The organism is Nocardia alni, assembly GCF_019038435.1.
GTDB lineage: Bacteria > Actinomycetota > Actinomycetes > Mycobacteriales > Mycobacteriaceae > Nocardia > Nocardia alni.
The window spans coordinates 26709-41756 of the sequence record NZ_JAGPOX010000032.1 but is presented as its reverse complement, the minus strand read 5'-3'; the positions used below and the strand labels follow the sequence as shown (position 1 = coordinate 41756).

The window sequence follows — 15048 nt, the reverse complement described above, 5'->3', positions numbered from 1 at the left end:
CCACCCCACCAATGCGATCCGCGCGACCATGACTATGTACAGCGCGACAAGCAGTGTCGCGCTGTACAAGTGCACTGGCTACTCGCGGTTGCGGTGAACCTGATCAGGGCCGGTGGCACAGCGCCCACCACGTGGCGCCGGCGCACCACCCCAGTCGTGCGCTGGGTCCTCACCGGGATCGCCGGCAGAATCGGCTCCCTTCCTGGACTTCGCTGATCGAGAGCTTCATCGATAGCCGGCCAGACCTGTCCGCCGCCGATCGCGCCATCCTGTGCAGCTGGCTGGAGAATGTGCAGGGCACCTTCGAGATCCTGGATATGGAAGGTGATGACGGGTTTGTGGCGTTCAATCACATCGACGAACTGACCTACGTCGTGCGATCGAACATGGGGGCCACCGGGGTTTCGGCGTTGTCACCGGGCATGATCGTGGTCGGTCGTATCGTCCCCGTCTCGGACTTCTGGATGATCAGCGGGCCGATGGCGAGCTACCCAGCCGACCAAGCCAAGGTTTTGCTGGCAGAGGTACCCCAGCTACAGGCGTCGTATCCCGAAGCCGTGTTCCGCAATCCGGAAAAACTGGAGCAAGGCCGCCGGATGCAAGCCGAGCAGCGAGCCGACTTCATCGCCGTGCATGGTTCGGACACGGTCGTTGTTCCCGGCTCACAGGTGTGTGAGGTGCTGATGACGGCCTACCGACATACCTACGAACGCCATGGCAGCCTCGACGGCCCGGGGACCGAACCGGACTTTCCCCTCCCGGATTCGTGGACCGACGCCGATAGCGTCGGGATGATCTACGACGAACTAGACGGGCTGGGCTTCTACGTCGACTACGCCGTGCTGATCGACTGTTCGCCGATCCAGCTCTGCTGACGCGGCGCCGGTATCGCGGAACGTTGTCGGGCTATCTACGCGACGACGAGGTCAGCCCGGTGCCCATTGCCCGACTCGCGGCCGACAATCCGGACAACGCCAGCCGACTGTTCGCCAAACTCCTGAAGAGACCCGGATTCTCCTGGGACCGCGGGTTGCCACGCGCGCACGATAGATCCAGCCAAAAGCCCGCAGACGACAGCTCATCCAGCGCTGGACGACACGGCGGCGGAATTCCGCTCATCTCCGAGAAGGCTTCACCGACAGGGTGGGCGAACTCACCCGACCCGGTCGTGGCCGCGCAACCAGTTGAACCAGCGGTTTGCGGCGTGCTCGTCCGTCTTCGGTTCCTCCGGGCGGATCGGAATGGGGGCCTGGCCCTTCGGGAACAGGCTGAAGCCGCACACCTCGATATCCGCTGGGGTCAGCTCGGGCTCGGGCTCCTTTGTGCGGTAGCGGAATCCGAGCCATTCGGCGTTGGCGCCGTCGGCGAAGTCGAGTGGGTCGAAGGGGAGGGTTTGCGGATCCGGGAATTCGCCCGGGTGTAACCGCACCGGATGTTCCCCGGCCCAGTACGGACGCTCCCAGACCAGCGGCAGACCCTCGTCCTCGAGGATGTCGACCCGGGTGGAGCTGAACGACCGGCGGAATTCGCCACGCTCCCAATGGGCGAACGCGCCCCAGCCATGCCTGACGTCGTAGGAGATGAGGTAGGTGTGTTCGGAGGCCAGGGGGCGGACGAGCAGTTCGGGCAGTCGCGTCGGATGGCCCAGTGCGGCCTGGGCGCCGCAGACCACGGTGACGCCCGGATAGCAGCCGATGTACATCGAGCCCGGATCGGGTCCGGCCCATACCTTCAGCGTGCCCGAGGCGGCGGGCACCACGTCGCGATCGGGATTGAGCTGTTTGGCCAGGGCGAACGCGGCGGCCGGGTCGGGGTCCGGGTGCTCACGCAGGACCGACACCGGATCCGGGGCGTCGACGTACCAGAGGGAAGAAGCAGTAGACGGCACTTGCGACACCTCCCGATTCTCGTACGGATAAGCATAGCTACTCCGTAGCAAATCAAGCTGTGTTTGTCGGCAGCCACGCGACGAGCCGCGCCGAAAAACCTTGTCGGCTCGCCCTTCGGACAGGTTTCTCAGTGACCTGAGCTGCGCACACCCAGCAGCACGTCCTCCCAGGACGGCATAGGGGCCTTGCCGCGCTTGGGCTTCGCGCGAGTCTGCTTGGCGGGCTGCGGTGCGGATTCCTCGGCGGGCTTGTCCGCGTCGGCCTTCGCGGCGGTCGCCGACGCCGCCTTCGCGGCTGGAGCCGGGGCCTTCGCCGCGGGTTTGGCGGCGGGTGCGGGGGGCTTGGCGGCCGGAGCCGGGGCCTTGGCGGCCGGAGCCGACGGTGCGGCCTGCGGCTCCGGGGCGGCGGGTTCGCGCACCGGCGCGGAGTTTTCGCGGACCGGCGCGGCATACTCGGCGGCGGGAGCCGAGGGCTCGTGCACCGGAGCCGGCTCGCGCGTCGGGGACGAATGTGCCGGGCCGGGAGGCGTCACCGGAACCGAACCGCCGACGACGGCACGGTTCTCGTAGATCTCCTCGACCGGGTATTCCTGCACCCGAGGCTCGCTCACCGCGACCCGCGCCGCAGGGGGCTCCTCGAGCGGAGCGGGTGTCGGCGGGACGGGAGTGACCGGCTCGACCTGTTCGGCGGTGGGCTCGGGCAGGATGGTCGCCAGGCCGCGCAGCGACCGGCCGAAATCGGGATCGACAAGATCAGAGGCGGGATCGTCGAGCGGCGACACCGAGCCGCCGTGCGCGTCGGGCTGGAAGCGCCAGTGCGCGGCGATCACCGAACGGCCCGCCTGCCACTGTAATTGGGCCACCCAGTAGCCCTTCTCGTCCTTCCAGGCGTCCCACTCGGCGATATCGATGTTGTGGCCGCGCTCGGCGAAGGCGGCCGAGACCACCTGGATCAGCGTCTCGACGGCCGGGCCGTCCTTGCGCACCGGATGCGCCTTCTGCGCCAGCTCCGCCGCGCGCGCCCGCTCCAGCAGCACCGGATAGGCGAAGCGCTCGACCCGGCTCATTGGCATCCCGGATTCCTCGGTCACCTGCTCGACCGAGGCGCCGGCGCGGATACGGGCCTGGATATCGCGAGGACGCATCGTTGCTTCCGTTTCGATCTCGATCTGGCCGAATCGGGCGAGGTCTCCACGGGCGGCGGCACGCAACTTCTCATCAGCCGCGAGCTTGTACTTCTGGCCTGTCTCGGCATCGATGCACACGATGTGCGCGGAATCGGGCGTCAGACCGATCACTCGAAGCTCACGCACCGTTACCTCCTTATCGCCGCGTCGATCACAGCCAGGCTCGCGACACCGCCCACGTTCTGGAACAGTAGTGCACTTCTGGGATTCATGTGGCAAGACACGCGCGCGGAAATCTCTCGCGAAAGATCCGCACGCGTTATCGTGGCTTGTTCCGCCTCTCCGCGATTCAGCGCACGGCCGAGAGCCGTTGACCGTCGTGCATGCGTACCGGCGGTTGGCGGGCGAGCCGATTTTGGGGGTACCCGGCAGCTTGCCGCTGTCTCGACCGCGGTGGTTCTTTCTTAGTCTACTTTGTGATTTCCTGCACGACCCAGTCGATGCAGCGGGTGAGCTGGCTGACGTCCTCGGGGTCGATGGCCGGGAACATGCCGATGCGCAACTGGTTGCGGCCCAGCTTGCGGTACGGCTCGGTATCGACGATGCCGTTGGCCCGCAGGACCTTCGCGACCTGCGCGGCGTCCACCGAATCGACGAAGTCGACGGTGCCGACGACCTGCGAGCGATGCGCCGGATCGGCCACGAACGGGCTGGTGTATTCGGTCGACTCGGCCCACGAGTACAGCCGCGAGGACGAATCCAGGGTGCGCTTGACGGTCCAGTCCAGGCCGCCGTTGCCGTTCATCCAGTCCAGCTGGTCGGCGAACAGCAGCAGGGTGGCCAGGGCCGGGGTGTTGTAGGTCTGATCCTTGGAGCTGTTGTCGACGGCGATCGGCAGCGACAGGAACTCCGGGGTGTACCGGCCCGAATCGTGGATCTCGGCAACGCGTTCCAGCGCCTTGGGGCTCATCAGCGCCACCCACAGCCCGCCGTCGGAGGCGAAGCACTTCTGCGGCGCGAAGTAGTAGACGTCGGCGTCTGCGACGTCCACCGGCAGGCCGCCCGCGCCCGAGGTGGCGTCGATGGCGATCAGCGCGTTCTCCGAGCCGGCCGGGCGCTGCACGGGAACCGCGACACCCGTGGAGGTCTCGTTGTGCGCCCAGGCGATCACGTCGGCGGCCGGATCGGATACCGGCGCGGGGGCGGTGCCCGGCTCGCTCGACACCACGATCGGCTCACCGATGAACGGATTCTTCTTGGCCACCGTGGCAAACTTCGAGCTGAACTCGCCGTAGGTCAGATGCAGCGAGCGATCGCGGATCAGACCGAAGGCCGCGGCGTCCCAGAACGCGGTGGTGCCGCCGTTGCCGAGCACGACCTCGTACCCCTCGGGCAGAGAGAACAGCTCCCGCAGGCCCGCGCGCACCCGTGCGACCACATTCTTGACCGGCTTCTGCCGATGACTGGTGCCGAAGACGGAGGCTCCCACCTCGACCAGGGACCTCAGCTGTTCGGGGCGAACCTTGGACGGGCCGCAACCGAAACGTCCGTCGGCGGGCTTCAGTTCGGCGGGGATGCTCGGAAGGGCTGAGTCGTCCTTGGTCATGGTCCCACCCTAGTGGCCGAACCACACGGACAGCATTGGTGGGTACCCGGTACAACCGGGGCGACAAACCTGCGGTGGGAGACCGGTTACGACTCGGTTAATCAGATTTCGGGAATGCCCTCGCGGCGCTCCGACTGCCGTTACCGTGTCAGCATGGGTACGGCTGCGCAGGTCCCCGCAACAGCTCGGCCGCTGCGTGTCACCGCGACGCCCCCGCCACACGGCCGCCTCGCGCGGCTGACGGCGCTGCTGGGCTCACGCGGATCGCGGCACGGCGCCCTGTCCGAATCCGCGCAGCGGGAGGTACTGGCGCACGGGCTCGCGGGCACCGCGACGATTCTCGGCGTACGGCTGTGCCGGATGCCGCCGTTCACCGGGCCCTCCGTGGTTACGCACGCCGCCGCCCCCGAGTCGAACGGTGGGGATTCGAGCGAATCGGGCCACCGCTTCTGGGTGCGCATCCAATCCGACGGGCACCTGTACGAGACCCGGGTGCGCCAGCGGATGAGCGTGACGGATCTGGAGTCGATGCGGCCCGGCGACGTCGTCGGATGTCGCGTCGATCCGGGCAACCGCGACCGGGTGGTGTTGTACGTGCCCGGCGAACAGGAAGCCACGCGGGTCAGCATCGCCAAGATCCTGGCCAACGGGCGCCGCGCCGACGCCACGGTGCTGTCGACCACCCCGGTCGCCGCGGACTACACGGGTCGCGACGATCCGGTGCTGCGACTGGATCTGGAACTGCGCGCGTGGGACGAACCGCGTCCGTGGTGGGTGCGCATCATGCAGCCGGTACCGCTGTCGGCCATCGAAATGGTCGATCTGGGCAGGCATTTGGAGGTCGCCTTCTTCACCGTCGACCGCGGGGAGTCGGTGGCCGTGGACTGGGTCGCCTCGATGTACGAGTGACCTACGGCAGGTGCACGAATTCGTAGCCGGCCGACCGCAGCCGCGGCAGCGCGACCAGCATCCCCGGCCCGGTCCCGGATTTCGGGCGGTGCATATGGGCGATGGAGATCGCGCCGGGCGTGGCCTTGGCCATCTCCACCTGCACCTGGGCCGCATTGAAGGTCGCGCCCGCGTCGGCGTTGATGTCGAATCCGACCGGCGTGACGCCCAATTCGTGCACTATCCGCACGGCGACGTCGTCGTAGTGCGCGGTGCCGGGGCGGAAGAACCGCGGTGCGCGCCCGGTCAGGGCGATCAGCCGCTGCTGGTTTTCCCACACCTCGTCCACGGCCTCCCGCGCGGACCCGGTGCCGCGGATTCCGTAGGCGGCGCGGCCGGTCACAGACAGCGGGCAGTGCCGGTTGCCGTGGTTGCCGATCTCGAACAGCGGACTGGCCGCCAGCGACGCCGCACGCGCCGGATCGGCGTCGATCCAGCGCCTGTTGAGAAACAGCGTCGCCGGAATCCGCTGGGCGATCAGGTAATTGATCAGCAGATCGTTCATCTCGTCGTTGCCGGGACCGCCGCACGCGTCGAAGGTCAGGGCCATTTGCCTACCCTGGGGGGCGAACCCGGTGATGATGCCCGGCATGGCCATACCCCAGGCGACCGGCCGCTGCCCGGCGTGCGCGGCCGCTACCGCGCCCGGGTCCTCGACCGGTCGCGGCGCCGTCGGCGTCGGCGAGGAGGGCGTTGCCGGGGCGACGGCCGCGGCGGGTGTGACGCTGGGCGGAACCGGCCGCGCCGCATCGAGCGTCGCGGAAGGCACGAACGCCGCGGCTGCCGGACGCGATGCCGCCGATATGCGAGTGGTCGAACTGCCCAGTGCCGCACCGCATGCCGCCGTCGCCCACCCGGCGGCCGTCACCACTCCGGTGGCGAGCAGTCCGCGTCGCGTCAGCTTTCGCTCGAGCACGCTCGGATGCTAACGGAATCCGACCGCCACGCCCAGCGGCGTAAGCGATTTCCAGACAATCGTCACATCTGCGCCGCTGTCGAGACACAAGCCGCATGGGGATGCACAGGTCACCTGGGATGACAGCGCACACGCACCGGGGCGACAGGGTCGGTGCGCCGAAGCTACTTACCGGCGATGCTCGCCCAGCCGGTGACATCTTCCGGACGACGCGGACCCGGCCCGGTGTAAATGGCGGCCGGACGGACCAGCTTGCCCAGGCGCTTCTGCTCCAGGATGTGAGCACACCAGCCGGCGGTACGGCCGCAGGTGAACATCGCGGGCATCATATGCGCCGGGACCTCGGCGAAGTCCAGGATGACCGCGGCCCAGAACTCGACGTTGGTCTCGATGGCGCGATCGGGACGACGCTCGCGCAGCTCGGCCAGGGCGGCCTGCTCCAGCGCCGCGGCGACCTCGTAGCGCGGGGCGCCGAGACGTTTGGCGGTGGCACGCAGCACCCCGGCGCGCGGATCCTGCGCCCGATACACCCGGTGGCCGAAGCCCATCAGCTTTTCTTTACGGTCCAGGATGCCCTTGACCAGGGCGCGCGCGTCGCCGCTTCGCTCGACCTCCTCGATCATCGGCAGCACGCGGGCCGGTGCGCCGCCGTGCAGCGGGCCGGACATCGCGCCGATCGCGCCGGACAGCGCGGCGGCCACATCCGCGCCGGTGGAGGCGATGACGCGGGCGGTGAAGGTGGAGGCGTTCATACCGTGCTCGGCGGCGGACACCCAGTACGCGTCGATGGCCTCGATGTGCCGCGGATCCGGATCGCCCTTCCACCGGGTCATGAAGCGCTCGGTGACGGTGGCGCAGCCGTCGATCTTCTTCTGCGGCACGGCCGGGACATAGATACCGCGCGCGGACTGCGCGACGTAGGACAGCGCCATCACCGAGGCGCGGGCCAGATTATCGCGGGCGGTCGCGTCATCGATGTCCAGCAGCGGCTTGTAGCCCCAGATCGGCGCCAGCATGGCCAGACCGGCCTGCACGTCGACCCGGACGTCGCCGGTGTGCACCGGCAGCGGGAACGGCTCGGCCGGGGGCAGGCCGTGCCCGAACTCGCCGTCGACCAGCAGTGCCCACACATCGCCGAAGGTCACCCGGTTGGCGACCAGATCCTCGATGTCGACACCGCGATAGCGCAGCGAGCCGCCGTTCTTGTCGGGCTCGGCGATCTCGCTGGTGAAGGCCACTACGCCTTCCAGGCCGCTGACGAAATCCGGGGGTATTGCGGGGTTTGCGGGTGCCGCGGCGCTGGTTGTCATGCGGTGACTCTCCTTGCGATCGGGCCGCACGAACTGGTGGGCGGCCACTACTCGATACAACGCGCTGGTAGTGGCGGGTGTGCCCGGCGAATGACCGAGCGCGTCGATCGATATGAACCTTAGTCCTCGCGCTACCGCGGAGTAACGTCTGGCCCATGGGCGACGACGTGACCTCACCAGGTTTGCCGGAGCGGGAATCGGGTACCGCGATCCCGACACACGTGGAGGTGGATCGGGCGATGCGCGCGGAACTGGATATCGCCGCCATGCGCGCCGAATACGGCGGCGATCCGGATCTGGACGAGTCCTGGTTGGCCGACGGATGGGAACCGTTGCTGCGCAACTGGATCGAACAGGCCACGCGCGCGGGCATCGCCGAGCCGAACGCGATGACGCTGGCGACGGTGGAGATGAGCGACGCCGGGCCGCGACCCGCCTCGCGCACGGTGTTGTGCAAGGGCCTGTCCAGCACCGGTGTGACTTTTTACACAAACTACGACTCGGCCAAGGGCGAGCAGCTCGCCGCGGTCCCGTATGCCTCGATCACCTTCGCCTGGCCGGCACTGGAACGGCAGGTGACGCTGCGCGGCCCGGTGCGCCAGGTCGAGCCGGAGATCACCGCGGTGTACTGGCGTTCGCGGCCGCGCACCTCCCAGATCGGAGCCTGGGCCTCGCAGCAGTCGCGGCCGATCGCTTCGCGCGCCGAGCTGGACAGGGCACTGGACGACACGACCGCGAGGTTCGCCGACGTGGAGCAGCTGCCGGTGCCCGCGAACTGGGGCGGATACCAGCTGCGGCCGGAGACGGTCGAGTTCTGGCAGGGTCGGCGCAGCCGGCTGCACAACCGGATCCGGGTCGCGCTGGACGCGGGGAACCCGAATGTGTCGGCCATGAAGGTCGAGCGCCTCCAGCCGTAACCTTGGCCCCGCTTCGTGCCCCCGTTCCGTCAGTCCAGACCCGGGCCGCGGCCTCGTCGTACACAGTCCGGCCACGCAACCCGGCAAGTTGCAATCATGGGATGACTCACCAAAATCAGGGGAGCCTCTCCCTATCGAAACCGTTAATGTTCACTCAGTGAAACTGCTCGCCGACATCACCCCGCTGCGCACAGTGGAGTTCCGCCGCCTGTGGACCACCAACGTCGTCACCGTGATCGGCGCCCAGCTCACGGTTGTCGCGGTACCGCAGCAGATCTTCCAGATCACCCACAGCTCGGGATATGTCGGGTTGGCCGGGCTGTTCGGGCTCGTACCGCTGATCGTGTTCGGGCTGTGGGGCGGTGCGCTGGCCGATGTGATGGACCGGCGCAAGCTGCTGCTGGTGACCACCGCCGGCACCGGGCTGACGTCGGTCGCCTTCTGGGCACAGGCCGCGGCCGGGATGCACAGCGTGTGGCTGGTGCTGGGCCTGTTCTCGGTGCAGCAGGCGTTCTTCGCGGTGAACCAGCCCACCCGCAGCGCCATCTACCCGCGTCTGCTGCCAGGTCACCTGTTGCCCGCCGCCAACTCGCTGAATGCGACCGTGATGCAGTTCGGCGCGATCGCGGGCCCCGTGCTTGCGGGCACGCTGATCCCGGTCACCGGCCTGTCGACGCTGTATCTGATCGACTCGATCGCGCTGCTGGCGACGCTGTGGGCGGTGTGGCGACTGCCGTCGGTGCCGCCGACGGGCGAGACCCGCCGGGCCGGATTACGCGCGGTCGCGGACGGATTCGCCTATCTGGCCACTCAGCGAATCCTGCTCGCCTCGTTCGCGGTCGACATCATCGCGATGGTGTTCGGCATGCCGCGCGCGCTGTTCCCGGAACTGGCGCACGTGACGTTCGGCGATCCGATCACCGGCGGGCGCGCGCTGGGCCTGCTGTTCGCCGCGCTGTCGGCGGGCGCGGTCGCCGGCGGCATCTTCTCGGGCTGGCTCACCCACGTGCGCAGGCAGGGCCGGGCGGTGGTGGTGTGCATCGCGCTGTGGGGCATGGCGATGATCGGATTCGGCGTGGCCGTCGGGGCCACGGGTCATTCGCTCTCGCGCGAGGCCGGACTCTGGATCGCGATCGGGTGCCTGGCCTTCGGTGGCGCGGTCGACATGTTCTCCGCGGCGCTGCGCACGACGATGCTGCAGCAAGTGGCCACGGACGAGATGCGCGGGCGGCTGCAGGGCGTGTACATCGTGGTCGTCGCGGGCGGGCCCCGACTGGGTGATGTTGCCCACGGTTTCGCCGCCGCGGCGATGGGCACCGCGGTCGCGGCGGCCGGCGGTGGTGTACTGGTCGTGCTCGGAATGGTGGCCGCGGCGCTGGTCTTCCCGGCCCTGATCCGATACCGAGTAGCCCGCGCACATGCCGAAACCCCGGTCGGCTGACCACGTTCGGTCCACTACCACGAATACCGCCTCGAGATCATCTCGACAGCAGGTGACCGAGAGGTAGTTAACAAGACCCTCACGAATCGTTGCTATCGACCAGCGGCTAGCGTTGATGGCGAGCGCATCGGTCACCGACCGTGCCCGATGCACTGCCGGTTCTAGCCTGAGAGGGATCCTTCCGTGCCCGCTGAGAACATCATCAACGTCGACGACGACGCCAAGCCGGTACTGTCCTACCCGGGTGGCGAGTATCCGATGACAATCGCCAAAGCCGCCGAGGGCAATGACGGGATCGACCTCGGAAAGCTGCTCGCCAGCACCGGGTACGTCACCTACGACCCCGGTTTCACCAACACGGCCCCGACCAAGTCGGCCATCACCTACATCGACGGTGAAGCGGGCATCCTGCGTTACCGCGGGTACCCGATCGACCAGCTCGCCGCCAGCTCCAACTTCATCGAGGTCAGCTACCTGCTGATCTACGGTGAACTGCCGACCACCGCGCAGCTGGAGGACTTCACCGACCGGATCCGGCGGCACACCCTGCTGCACGAGGATCTGAAGCGGTTCTTCGACGGCTTCCCGCGCAACGCGCACCCGATGCCGGTGCTGTCCAGTGCGGTGAACGCGCTGTCGGCCTACTACCAGGATTCGCTGGACCCGCGCGATCCCGAGCAGGTCGAGCTGTCCACGATCCGCCTGCTGGCCAAGCTGCCCACCATCGCCGCCTACGCCTACAAGAAGTCGGTCGGCCAGCCGTTCCTGTACCCGGACAACAAGCTGTCGCTGGTGGAGAACTTCCTGCGGATGACCTTCGGCTTCCCCGCCGAGCCCTACGAGGTCGACCCCGACGTGGCCGCCGCGCTGGACATGCTGCTGATCCTGCACGCCGACCACGAGCAGAACTGCTCCACCTCGACGGTCCGGCTCGTCGGGTCCTCGGATGCCAACCTGTTCACCTCGGTGTCCGGCGGCATCAACGCGCTGTGGGGCCCGCTGCACGGCGGCGCCAACCAGGCCGTGCTGGAGATGCTGGACGGCATCAAGGATTCCGGCAGCGACGTCAAAGAGTTCGTGCGCAAGGTCAAGGACAAGGAAGACGGCGTGAAGCTCATGGGCTTCGGGCACCGCGTCTACCGCAACTACGACCCGCGCGCCACGATCGTCAAGAAGACCGCCGACCAGATCCTCGGCAAGCTCGGCGTCCAGGACCCGCTCCTGGACATCGCCAAGCAACTCGAAGAGGTAGCCCTGGCCGACGACTACTTCGTCGAGCGCCGCCTCTACCCGAACGTCGACTTCTACACCGGCGTGATCTACCGCGCGATGGGCTTCCCCACCCGCATGTTCACCGTCCTGTTCGCCATGGGCCGCCTCCCCGGCTGGATCGCCCACTGGCGCGAAATGCAGAGCGAGCCTTTGAAGATCGGCCGCCCGCGGCAGATCTACACCGGCTACGGTGAGCGCGACTTCACCGAGATCACCGGTCGCTGAATGCGTTTCGCCCGGCGTTGAGAGCGCTTGGCACAGGCCCGCTTCCATCAGGAAGCGGGCCTTTTTCATACCCCGCCGACTACGCGGACAGAAGCGACGGGGCGGCAGTGGGCCTTATGATTGCCGGCAAGTTCGGTGAGAGTGCCCCCATTCGGACCGAGGCAGCTGCCGTTCTCGACGAATGGAGACAGAACGGATTTTCATGACCTCGCGTTGGAGCCGGAGAATTATCAGCCGGGACTTTCTTCTTCTATGGTTCGCGCAGGCCGGATCCTCCTTTGGTGAGTATCTTTTCTCCGCTACGGCGATCGTCTGGGTGACGACGAAACTATTCCCGCACAGCTCCCAGCTACCAACATTCATTGCGTTGATCGTACTGTCCGCCGCGGTGCCGCGAATTATCGTGGCGCCGATTGCTGGCGTACTCGTCGATCGATGGAGTGCGCGCCGAACAATGATATCTAGCGATGCGGTCCGGGCGCTGTTGTTCGCGATTCTCCTGGCTATCCTCTTATATGGACGCAGCTCGTCGACCACTCAATACGGCACAATGCTGGCTATTTTGACGCTGAGCAACGTCGCGGCGCAGTTCTTCAACCCCGCACGTGCCGCCCTGATGCAGGTCATCATCCCTCCCGACCGCCGGATCGAGGCGGCGAGCAGTGCGATGTTCGCGCTGACCGGTGTTGCCATGGTCGCTACCACCCTGGGCCCCATTATTTTCGCGATCCTCGGACCGGCATTGTCCGCCGTAGTATGTATCGCCGCCTATCTGCTATCGCTCACCATGACCTATCTCGTCGCAGACAGGCCAGTGCCGTCCAGCGGTGCTCCCGATCACTTCTGGTCCGACTTCGCCGGTGGACTGCGCATGGCATGGGGCAGCGGGCCCCTTCGAGCGGTCCTGTTCGGAATCGTGTTGTACGGGATATCACTGGGCATCAACAACACCGCCATCGGGCTGTACAGCCTGAAGACTCTCGGTCTCCCGCCGTCGCGATACGGCCTGCTTTCCATGATGTTCCCTGCCGGGAACCTGGTATCAGCCATCGTCGGAGTCCGCCTGGTCAAACGTGTCGGCATGCACCGTGCCTACGTGTTGTCCCTGATCGGACTGGGCGTGGGATACCTGTTTTTCGGCCTGTCGCACTCGATTCCGGTGGCCTTCGTCATGATGTTCCTCTGCGGCCTGGTCTTCTCGATCTACGTGATGTGTCAGGGCCCGATCGTCCAGGAAGCCACACCGGCCGGCTACATGGGCCGAATCACCGCCATCACCTCCCCGGCCACCGCGATCTCCTCGGCCGTCGGCACCGTGTTCGTCTCCCAGCTACTGTCCCTGTTCATCGGCCACACCTCGGCGGTATCGGGCCATTTGCCGAACTCCTATGGGGCGGCCATTGCCACCGGTGCGGTGTGCATGCTGATCGGCGGCGTGATCATGCTCGCCGCCCAGCGGAGACGGTCCGCCAATTCGCCACAGCCGCAAGACAGCCCGGCGACAAGCGGCTGATACCGGCCATGACATTTGTCATATCGCGGACATGGAATTCACCTGCGGATCTCATCTCGTAACGTACTGTTGCTCAACGATTCTCGGCCGATACCGTCTTATTCATGACGGAGGAACTCACGATTGACATCCGCAATCTGAGAAAAGATTACGGTGACTACACCGCGATTCACGATGTGTCGATGCACGTCGCCCGCGGTGAAACGGTTGCCCTACTGGGCACGAATGGCGCGGGCAAAACGTCCACGCTCGATATCGTCAGCGGATTCGCCCGGCCGACCAGTGGCACCGTTCGTGTGCTGGGCGCAGATCCGTACACTCAGCGTAACCGGATCGCGCCGCGGATCGGTGTGATGCTGCAAGAAGCGGGCTTCCTGCAGACCCTCACTCCCGCTCAGACTCTCGACGCTTGGCGTCGGTTCGCGCCCGATCCACGCGGCACGGACGAGATGCTCGAGCTGACAGACCTGGTGCGGCAACGAAATACCGTGGTCAGCCGACTCTCCGGTGGTGAACGACGCCGACTCGACTTGGCGCTCAGCCTGATCGGCAACCCCGAGCTGCTGCTGCTCGACGAGCCGACCACCGGCCTCGACCCCGAAGCCCGGCGGCAGTCATGGCAGCTGCTCGATCAGATGGCCAAGGACGGCATGTCCATCCTCTTGACCACCCACTACATGGAAGAGGCCGAATACCTCGCCGATCGATTCGTCATCATCGACGGCGGCTATGTGGTCCGAGAGGGCACCGTATCGGATATCACCGCGCGGACTCTGGGCACTGTCTCGTTCAAACTGCCCGCAGGCGTGTTCATCGACGAATTCCCACTTCCGGATTTCGCCGAACTCCGCTCCTCCCACGACAGAATCAACATCAAAACCGCACGGCCACAGGAGCTTCTGCAACTGCTGCTGAACTGGGCGACCTCGCGCAACCTCGAACTCATCGAACTGCGGGTCGACGAGGGCACCCTCGAGCAGGCGTTCCTGGATATTGCCGACAAGAAGGGGGCAATCCGATGACCTGGCTGAATTACGTAACCGCCCAGTTCAGGCTCTCCCAGCTGGTGTACTGGAAACGACTCGGTATCGCATTGAGCGGCACGCTGGTGCCGCTGGGCCTCGGTATCGCGATGCCGATGCAGGCGCAGCACTCGCGGCCGATCGATGCAGTGCCCGCGCCGACGTACATCATGACCGGCTTCCTGGCCTTCACGCTGTTCTTCACGGTGTACAACCTGGTGAACGCGATCACCTCACGCCGCGATGCCCTCATCTACAAGCGGCTGCGCACCACCTCGCTGCCCGACAGCGCGATCTTCACCGGCGAAGGGCTGAGTGCCGCGATTCCCACGGTCGCGGTGGCGCTGGTTGTCATGCTGGCCGGCATCGTCGGCATGCACGACGATCTGCCCCGCAACGTTCCGCTCCTGGTCATCGCCATGCTGCTGGGCTTGGTCATGTTCTTCTCGCTGGCGACCGGATTCGCGGGCATCCTGCCCAGCGCAGAGACCTCGATGTGGATCGTCACCCCGATCATGGTGGTGTTCATCTACACCTCGGGCATCTTCGCCGACGTGAAGCACCTGCCCGGTCCGCTGTCCACCATCGCCGAATTCCTGCCGATGGAACCGTTGGTTCAGCTCATCCGCACCGCCTACCTGAATCGGGACTACGTCTCCGGCAGCACGGCGGACGGCGGAATGCATCTGCTGGCCGCGGCTGCGGGACCGATCGGGATCATGATCGCCTGGACCGTCGTCGGGATCACGCTGGCCCGGCGGCTTTTTCGGTGGGATCCGCGCAGGCCGGAAACCCGTCTACGGCGACGAGTGCCCGCATAGCCCCGGAAATCCGGTGGCGGGCAGAGCACACGAACAGCGGCG

Annotated in this window: 13 protein-coding genes and 1 pseudogene; 9 read left to right on the top strand and 5 right to left on the bottom strand. The window is 66.6% G+C overall.

All coding sequences use genetic code 11. The features are described 5' to 3' along the window. Nucleotides 1-69: 69 nt before the first annotated feature. Nucleotides 70-126 (top strand): annotated as a pseudogene (locus JZ791_RS46490) (hypothetical protein); the annotation flags it as partial. 5 nt (nucleotides 127-131) lie between these two features. Then, a complete protein-coding gene (locus JZ791_RS14930) occupies nucleotides 132-875 on the top strand; it encodes a hypothetical protein (protein ID WP_216895185.1) in 744 nt (247 codons plus the stop codon). A 278-nt stretch (nucleotides 876-1153) separates the two neighbouring features. Here JZ791_RS14930 and JZ791_RS14925 read toward each other — a convergent pair whose 3' ends face one another. From JZ791_RS14925 to serC, 3 genes are all read right to left on the bottom strand, one after another. Beyond that, nucleotides 1154-1888: a DUF6928 family protein gene (locus JZ791_RS14925; RefSeq protein WP_216895183.1), complete on the bottom strand. Its 735-nt coding sequence runs from the start codon at nucleotides 1886-1888 to the stop codon at nucleotides 1154-1156. Between the two features lie 128 nt (nucleotides 1889-2016). Continuing rightward, the gene (sepH, locus tag JZ791_RS14920) at nucleotides 2017-3201 is read right to left on the bottom strand and encodes a septation protein SepH (RefSeq protein ID WP_216895181.1); all 1185 of its coding nucleotides are present in this window, start codon (nucleotides 3199-3201) and stop codon (nucleotides 2017-2019) included. Between the two features lie 283 nt (nucleotides 3202-3484). Beyond that, on the bottom strand, nucleotides 3485-4621 hold the full coding sequence (serC, locus tag JZ791_RS14915) for a phosphoserine transaminase (protein ID WP_216895179.1): 1137 nt from the start codon (nucleotides 4619-4621) through the stop codon (nucleotides 3485-3487). Between the two features lie 153 nt (nucleotides 4622-4774). Between serC and JZ791_RS14910 the strand changes: the two genes are divergently transcribed. Then, nucleotides 4775-5530: a hypothetical protein gene (locus tag JZ791_RS14910; protein WP_254205728.1), complete on the top strand. Its 756-nt coding sequence runs from the start codon at nucleotides 4775-4777 to the stop codon at nucleotides 5528-5530. 1 nt (nucleotide 5531) lies between these two features. Here JZ791_RS14910 and JZ791_RS14905 read toward each other — a convergent pair whose 3' ends face one another. Together JZ791_RS14905 and JZ791_RS14900 are read right to left on the bottom strand one after the other, a co-directional pair. Beyond that, nucleotides 5532-6485, bottom strand: a complete 954-nt coding sequence (locus JZ791_RS14905; RefSeq protein ID WP_308162931.1) for a polysaccharide deacetylase family protein — start codon at nucleotides 6483-6485, stop codon at nucleotides 5532-5534. A gap of 164 nt (nucleotides 6486-6649) precedes the next feature. Continuing rightward, the gene (locus JZ791_RS14900) at nucleotides 6650-7795 is read right to left on the bottom strand and encodes a citrate synthase 2 (RefSeq protein ID WP_216895177.1); all 1146 of its coding nucleotides are present in this window, start codon (nucleotides 7793-7795) and stop codon (nucleotides 6650-6652) included. Nucleotides 7796-8061: 266 nt separating this feature from the next. Here JZ791_RS14900 and pdxH point away from each other — a divergent pair, with 266 nt between their 5' ends. The 6 genes from pdxH to JZ791_RS14870 all read left to right on the top strand — a co-directional run bounded on the left by pdxH (nucleotide 8062) and on the right by JZ791_RS14870 (nucleotide 15006). Beyond that, nucleotides 8062-8712 carry a pyridoxamine 5'-phosphate oxidase gene (gene pdxH / locus JZ791_RS14895; protein WP_216895243.1) on the top strand — a complete coding sequence of 217 codons (651 nt, stop codon included), beginning with the start codon at nucleotides 8062-8064 and terminating at the stop codon, nucleotides 8710-8712. A 157-nt stretch (nucleotides 8713-8869) separates the two neighbouring features. Further along, nucleotides 8870-10153 carry an MFS transporter gene (locus tag JZ791_RS14890; RefSeq protein ID WP_216895175.1) on the top strand — a complete coding sequence of 428 codons (1284 nt, stop codon included), beginning with the start codon at nucleotides 8870-8872 and terminating at the stop codon, nucleotides 10151-10153. A 183-nt stretch (nucleotides 10154-10336) separates the two neighbouring features. Beyond that, complete coding sequence (locus JZ791_RS14885; RefSeq protein WP_216895173.1) at nucleotides 10337-11650, top strand: citrate synthase; 1314 nt, start codon at nucleotides 10337-10339, stop codon at nucleotides 11648-11650. Between the two features lie 181 nt (nucleotides 11651-11831). After that, nucleotides 11832-13163: an MFS transporter gene (locus tag JZ791_RS14880; RefSeq protein WP_216895172.1), complete on the top strand. Its 1332-nt coding sequence runs from the start codon at nucleotides 11832-11834 to the stop codon at nucleotides 13161-13163. Nucleotides 13164-13267: 104 nt separating this feature from the next. Beyond that, nucleotides 13268-14185 carry an ABC transporter ATP-binding protein gene (locus JZ791_RS14875; RefSeq protein WP_216895170.1) on the top strand — a complete coding sequence of 306 codons (918 nt, stop codon included), beginning with the start codon at nucleotides 13268-13270 and terminating at the stop codon, nucleotides 14183-14185. Next, the gene (locus tag JZ791_RS14870; protein WP_216895169.1) at nucleotides 14182-15006 is read left to right on the top strand and encodes an ABC transporter permease; all 825 of its coding nucleotides are present in this window, start codon (nucleotides 14182-14184) and stop codon (nucleotides 15004-15006) included. Before JZ791_RS14875 ends, JZ791_RS14870 begins: the two co-directional genes overlap by 4 nt. Nucleotides 15007-15048 lie beyond the last annotated feature (42 nt).

Excerpts from the sequence above, each read along its gene's own strand:
- JZ791_RS14900 (WP_216895177.1), bottom strand. The coding sequence starts at position 7,795 with ATGACAACCAGCGCCGCGGCACCCGCAAACCCCGCAATACCCCCGGAT.
- JZ791_RS14875 (WP_216895170.1), top strand. The coding sequence starts at position 13,268 with ATGACGGAGGAACTCACGATTGACATCCGCAATCTGAGAAAAGATTAC.
- serC (WP_216895179.1), bottom strand. The coding sequence starts at position 4,621 with ATGACCAAGGACGACTCAGCCCTTCCGAGCATCCCCGCCGAACTGAAG.
- JZ791_RS14880 (WP_216895172.1), top strand. The coding sequence starts at position 11,832 with ATGGAGACAGAACGGATTTTCATGACCTCGCGTTGGAGCCGGAGAATT.
- JZ791_RS14910 (WP_254205728.1), top strand. The coding sequence starts at position 4,775 with ATGGGTACGGCTGCGCAGGTCCCCGCAACAGCTCGGCCGCTGCGTGTC.
- pdxH (WP_216895243.1), top strand. The coding sequence starts at position 8,062 with ATGCGCGCCGAATACGGCGGCGATCCGGATCTGGACGAGTCCTGGTTG.
- JZ791_RS14870 (WP_216895169.1), top strand. The coding sequence starts at position 14,182 with ATGACCTGGCTGAATTACGTAACCGCCCAGTTCAGGCTCTCCCAGCTG.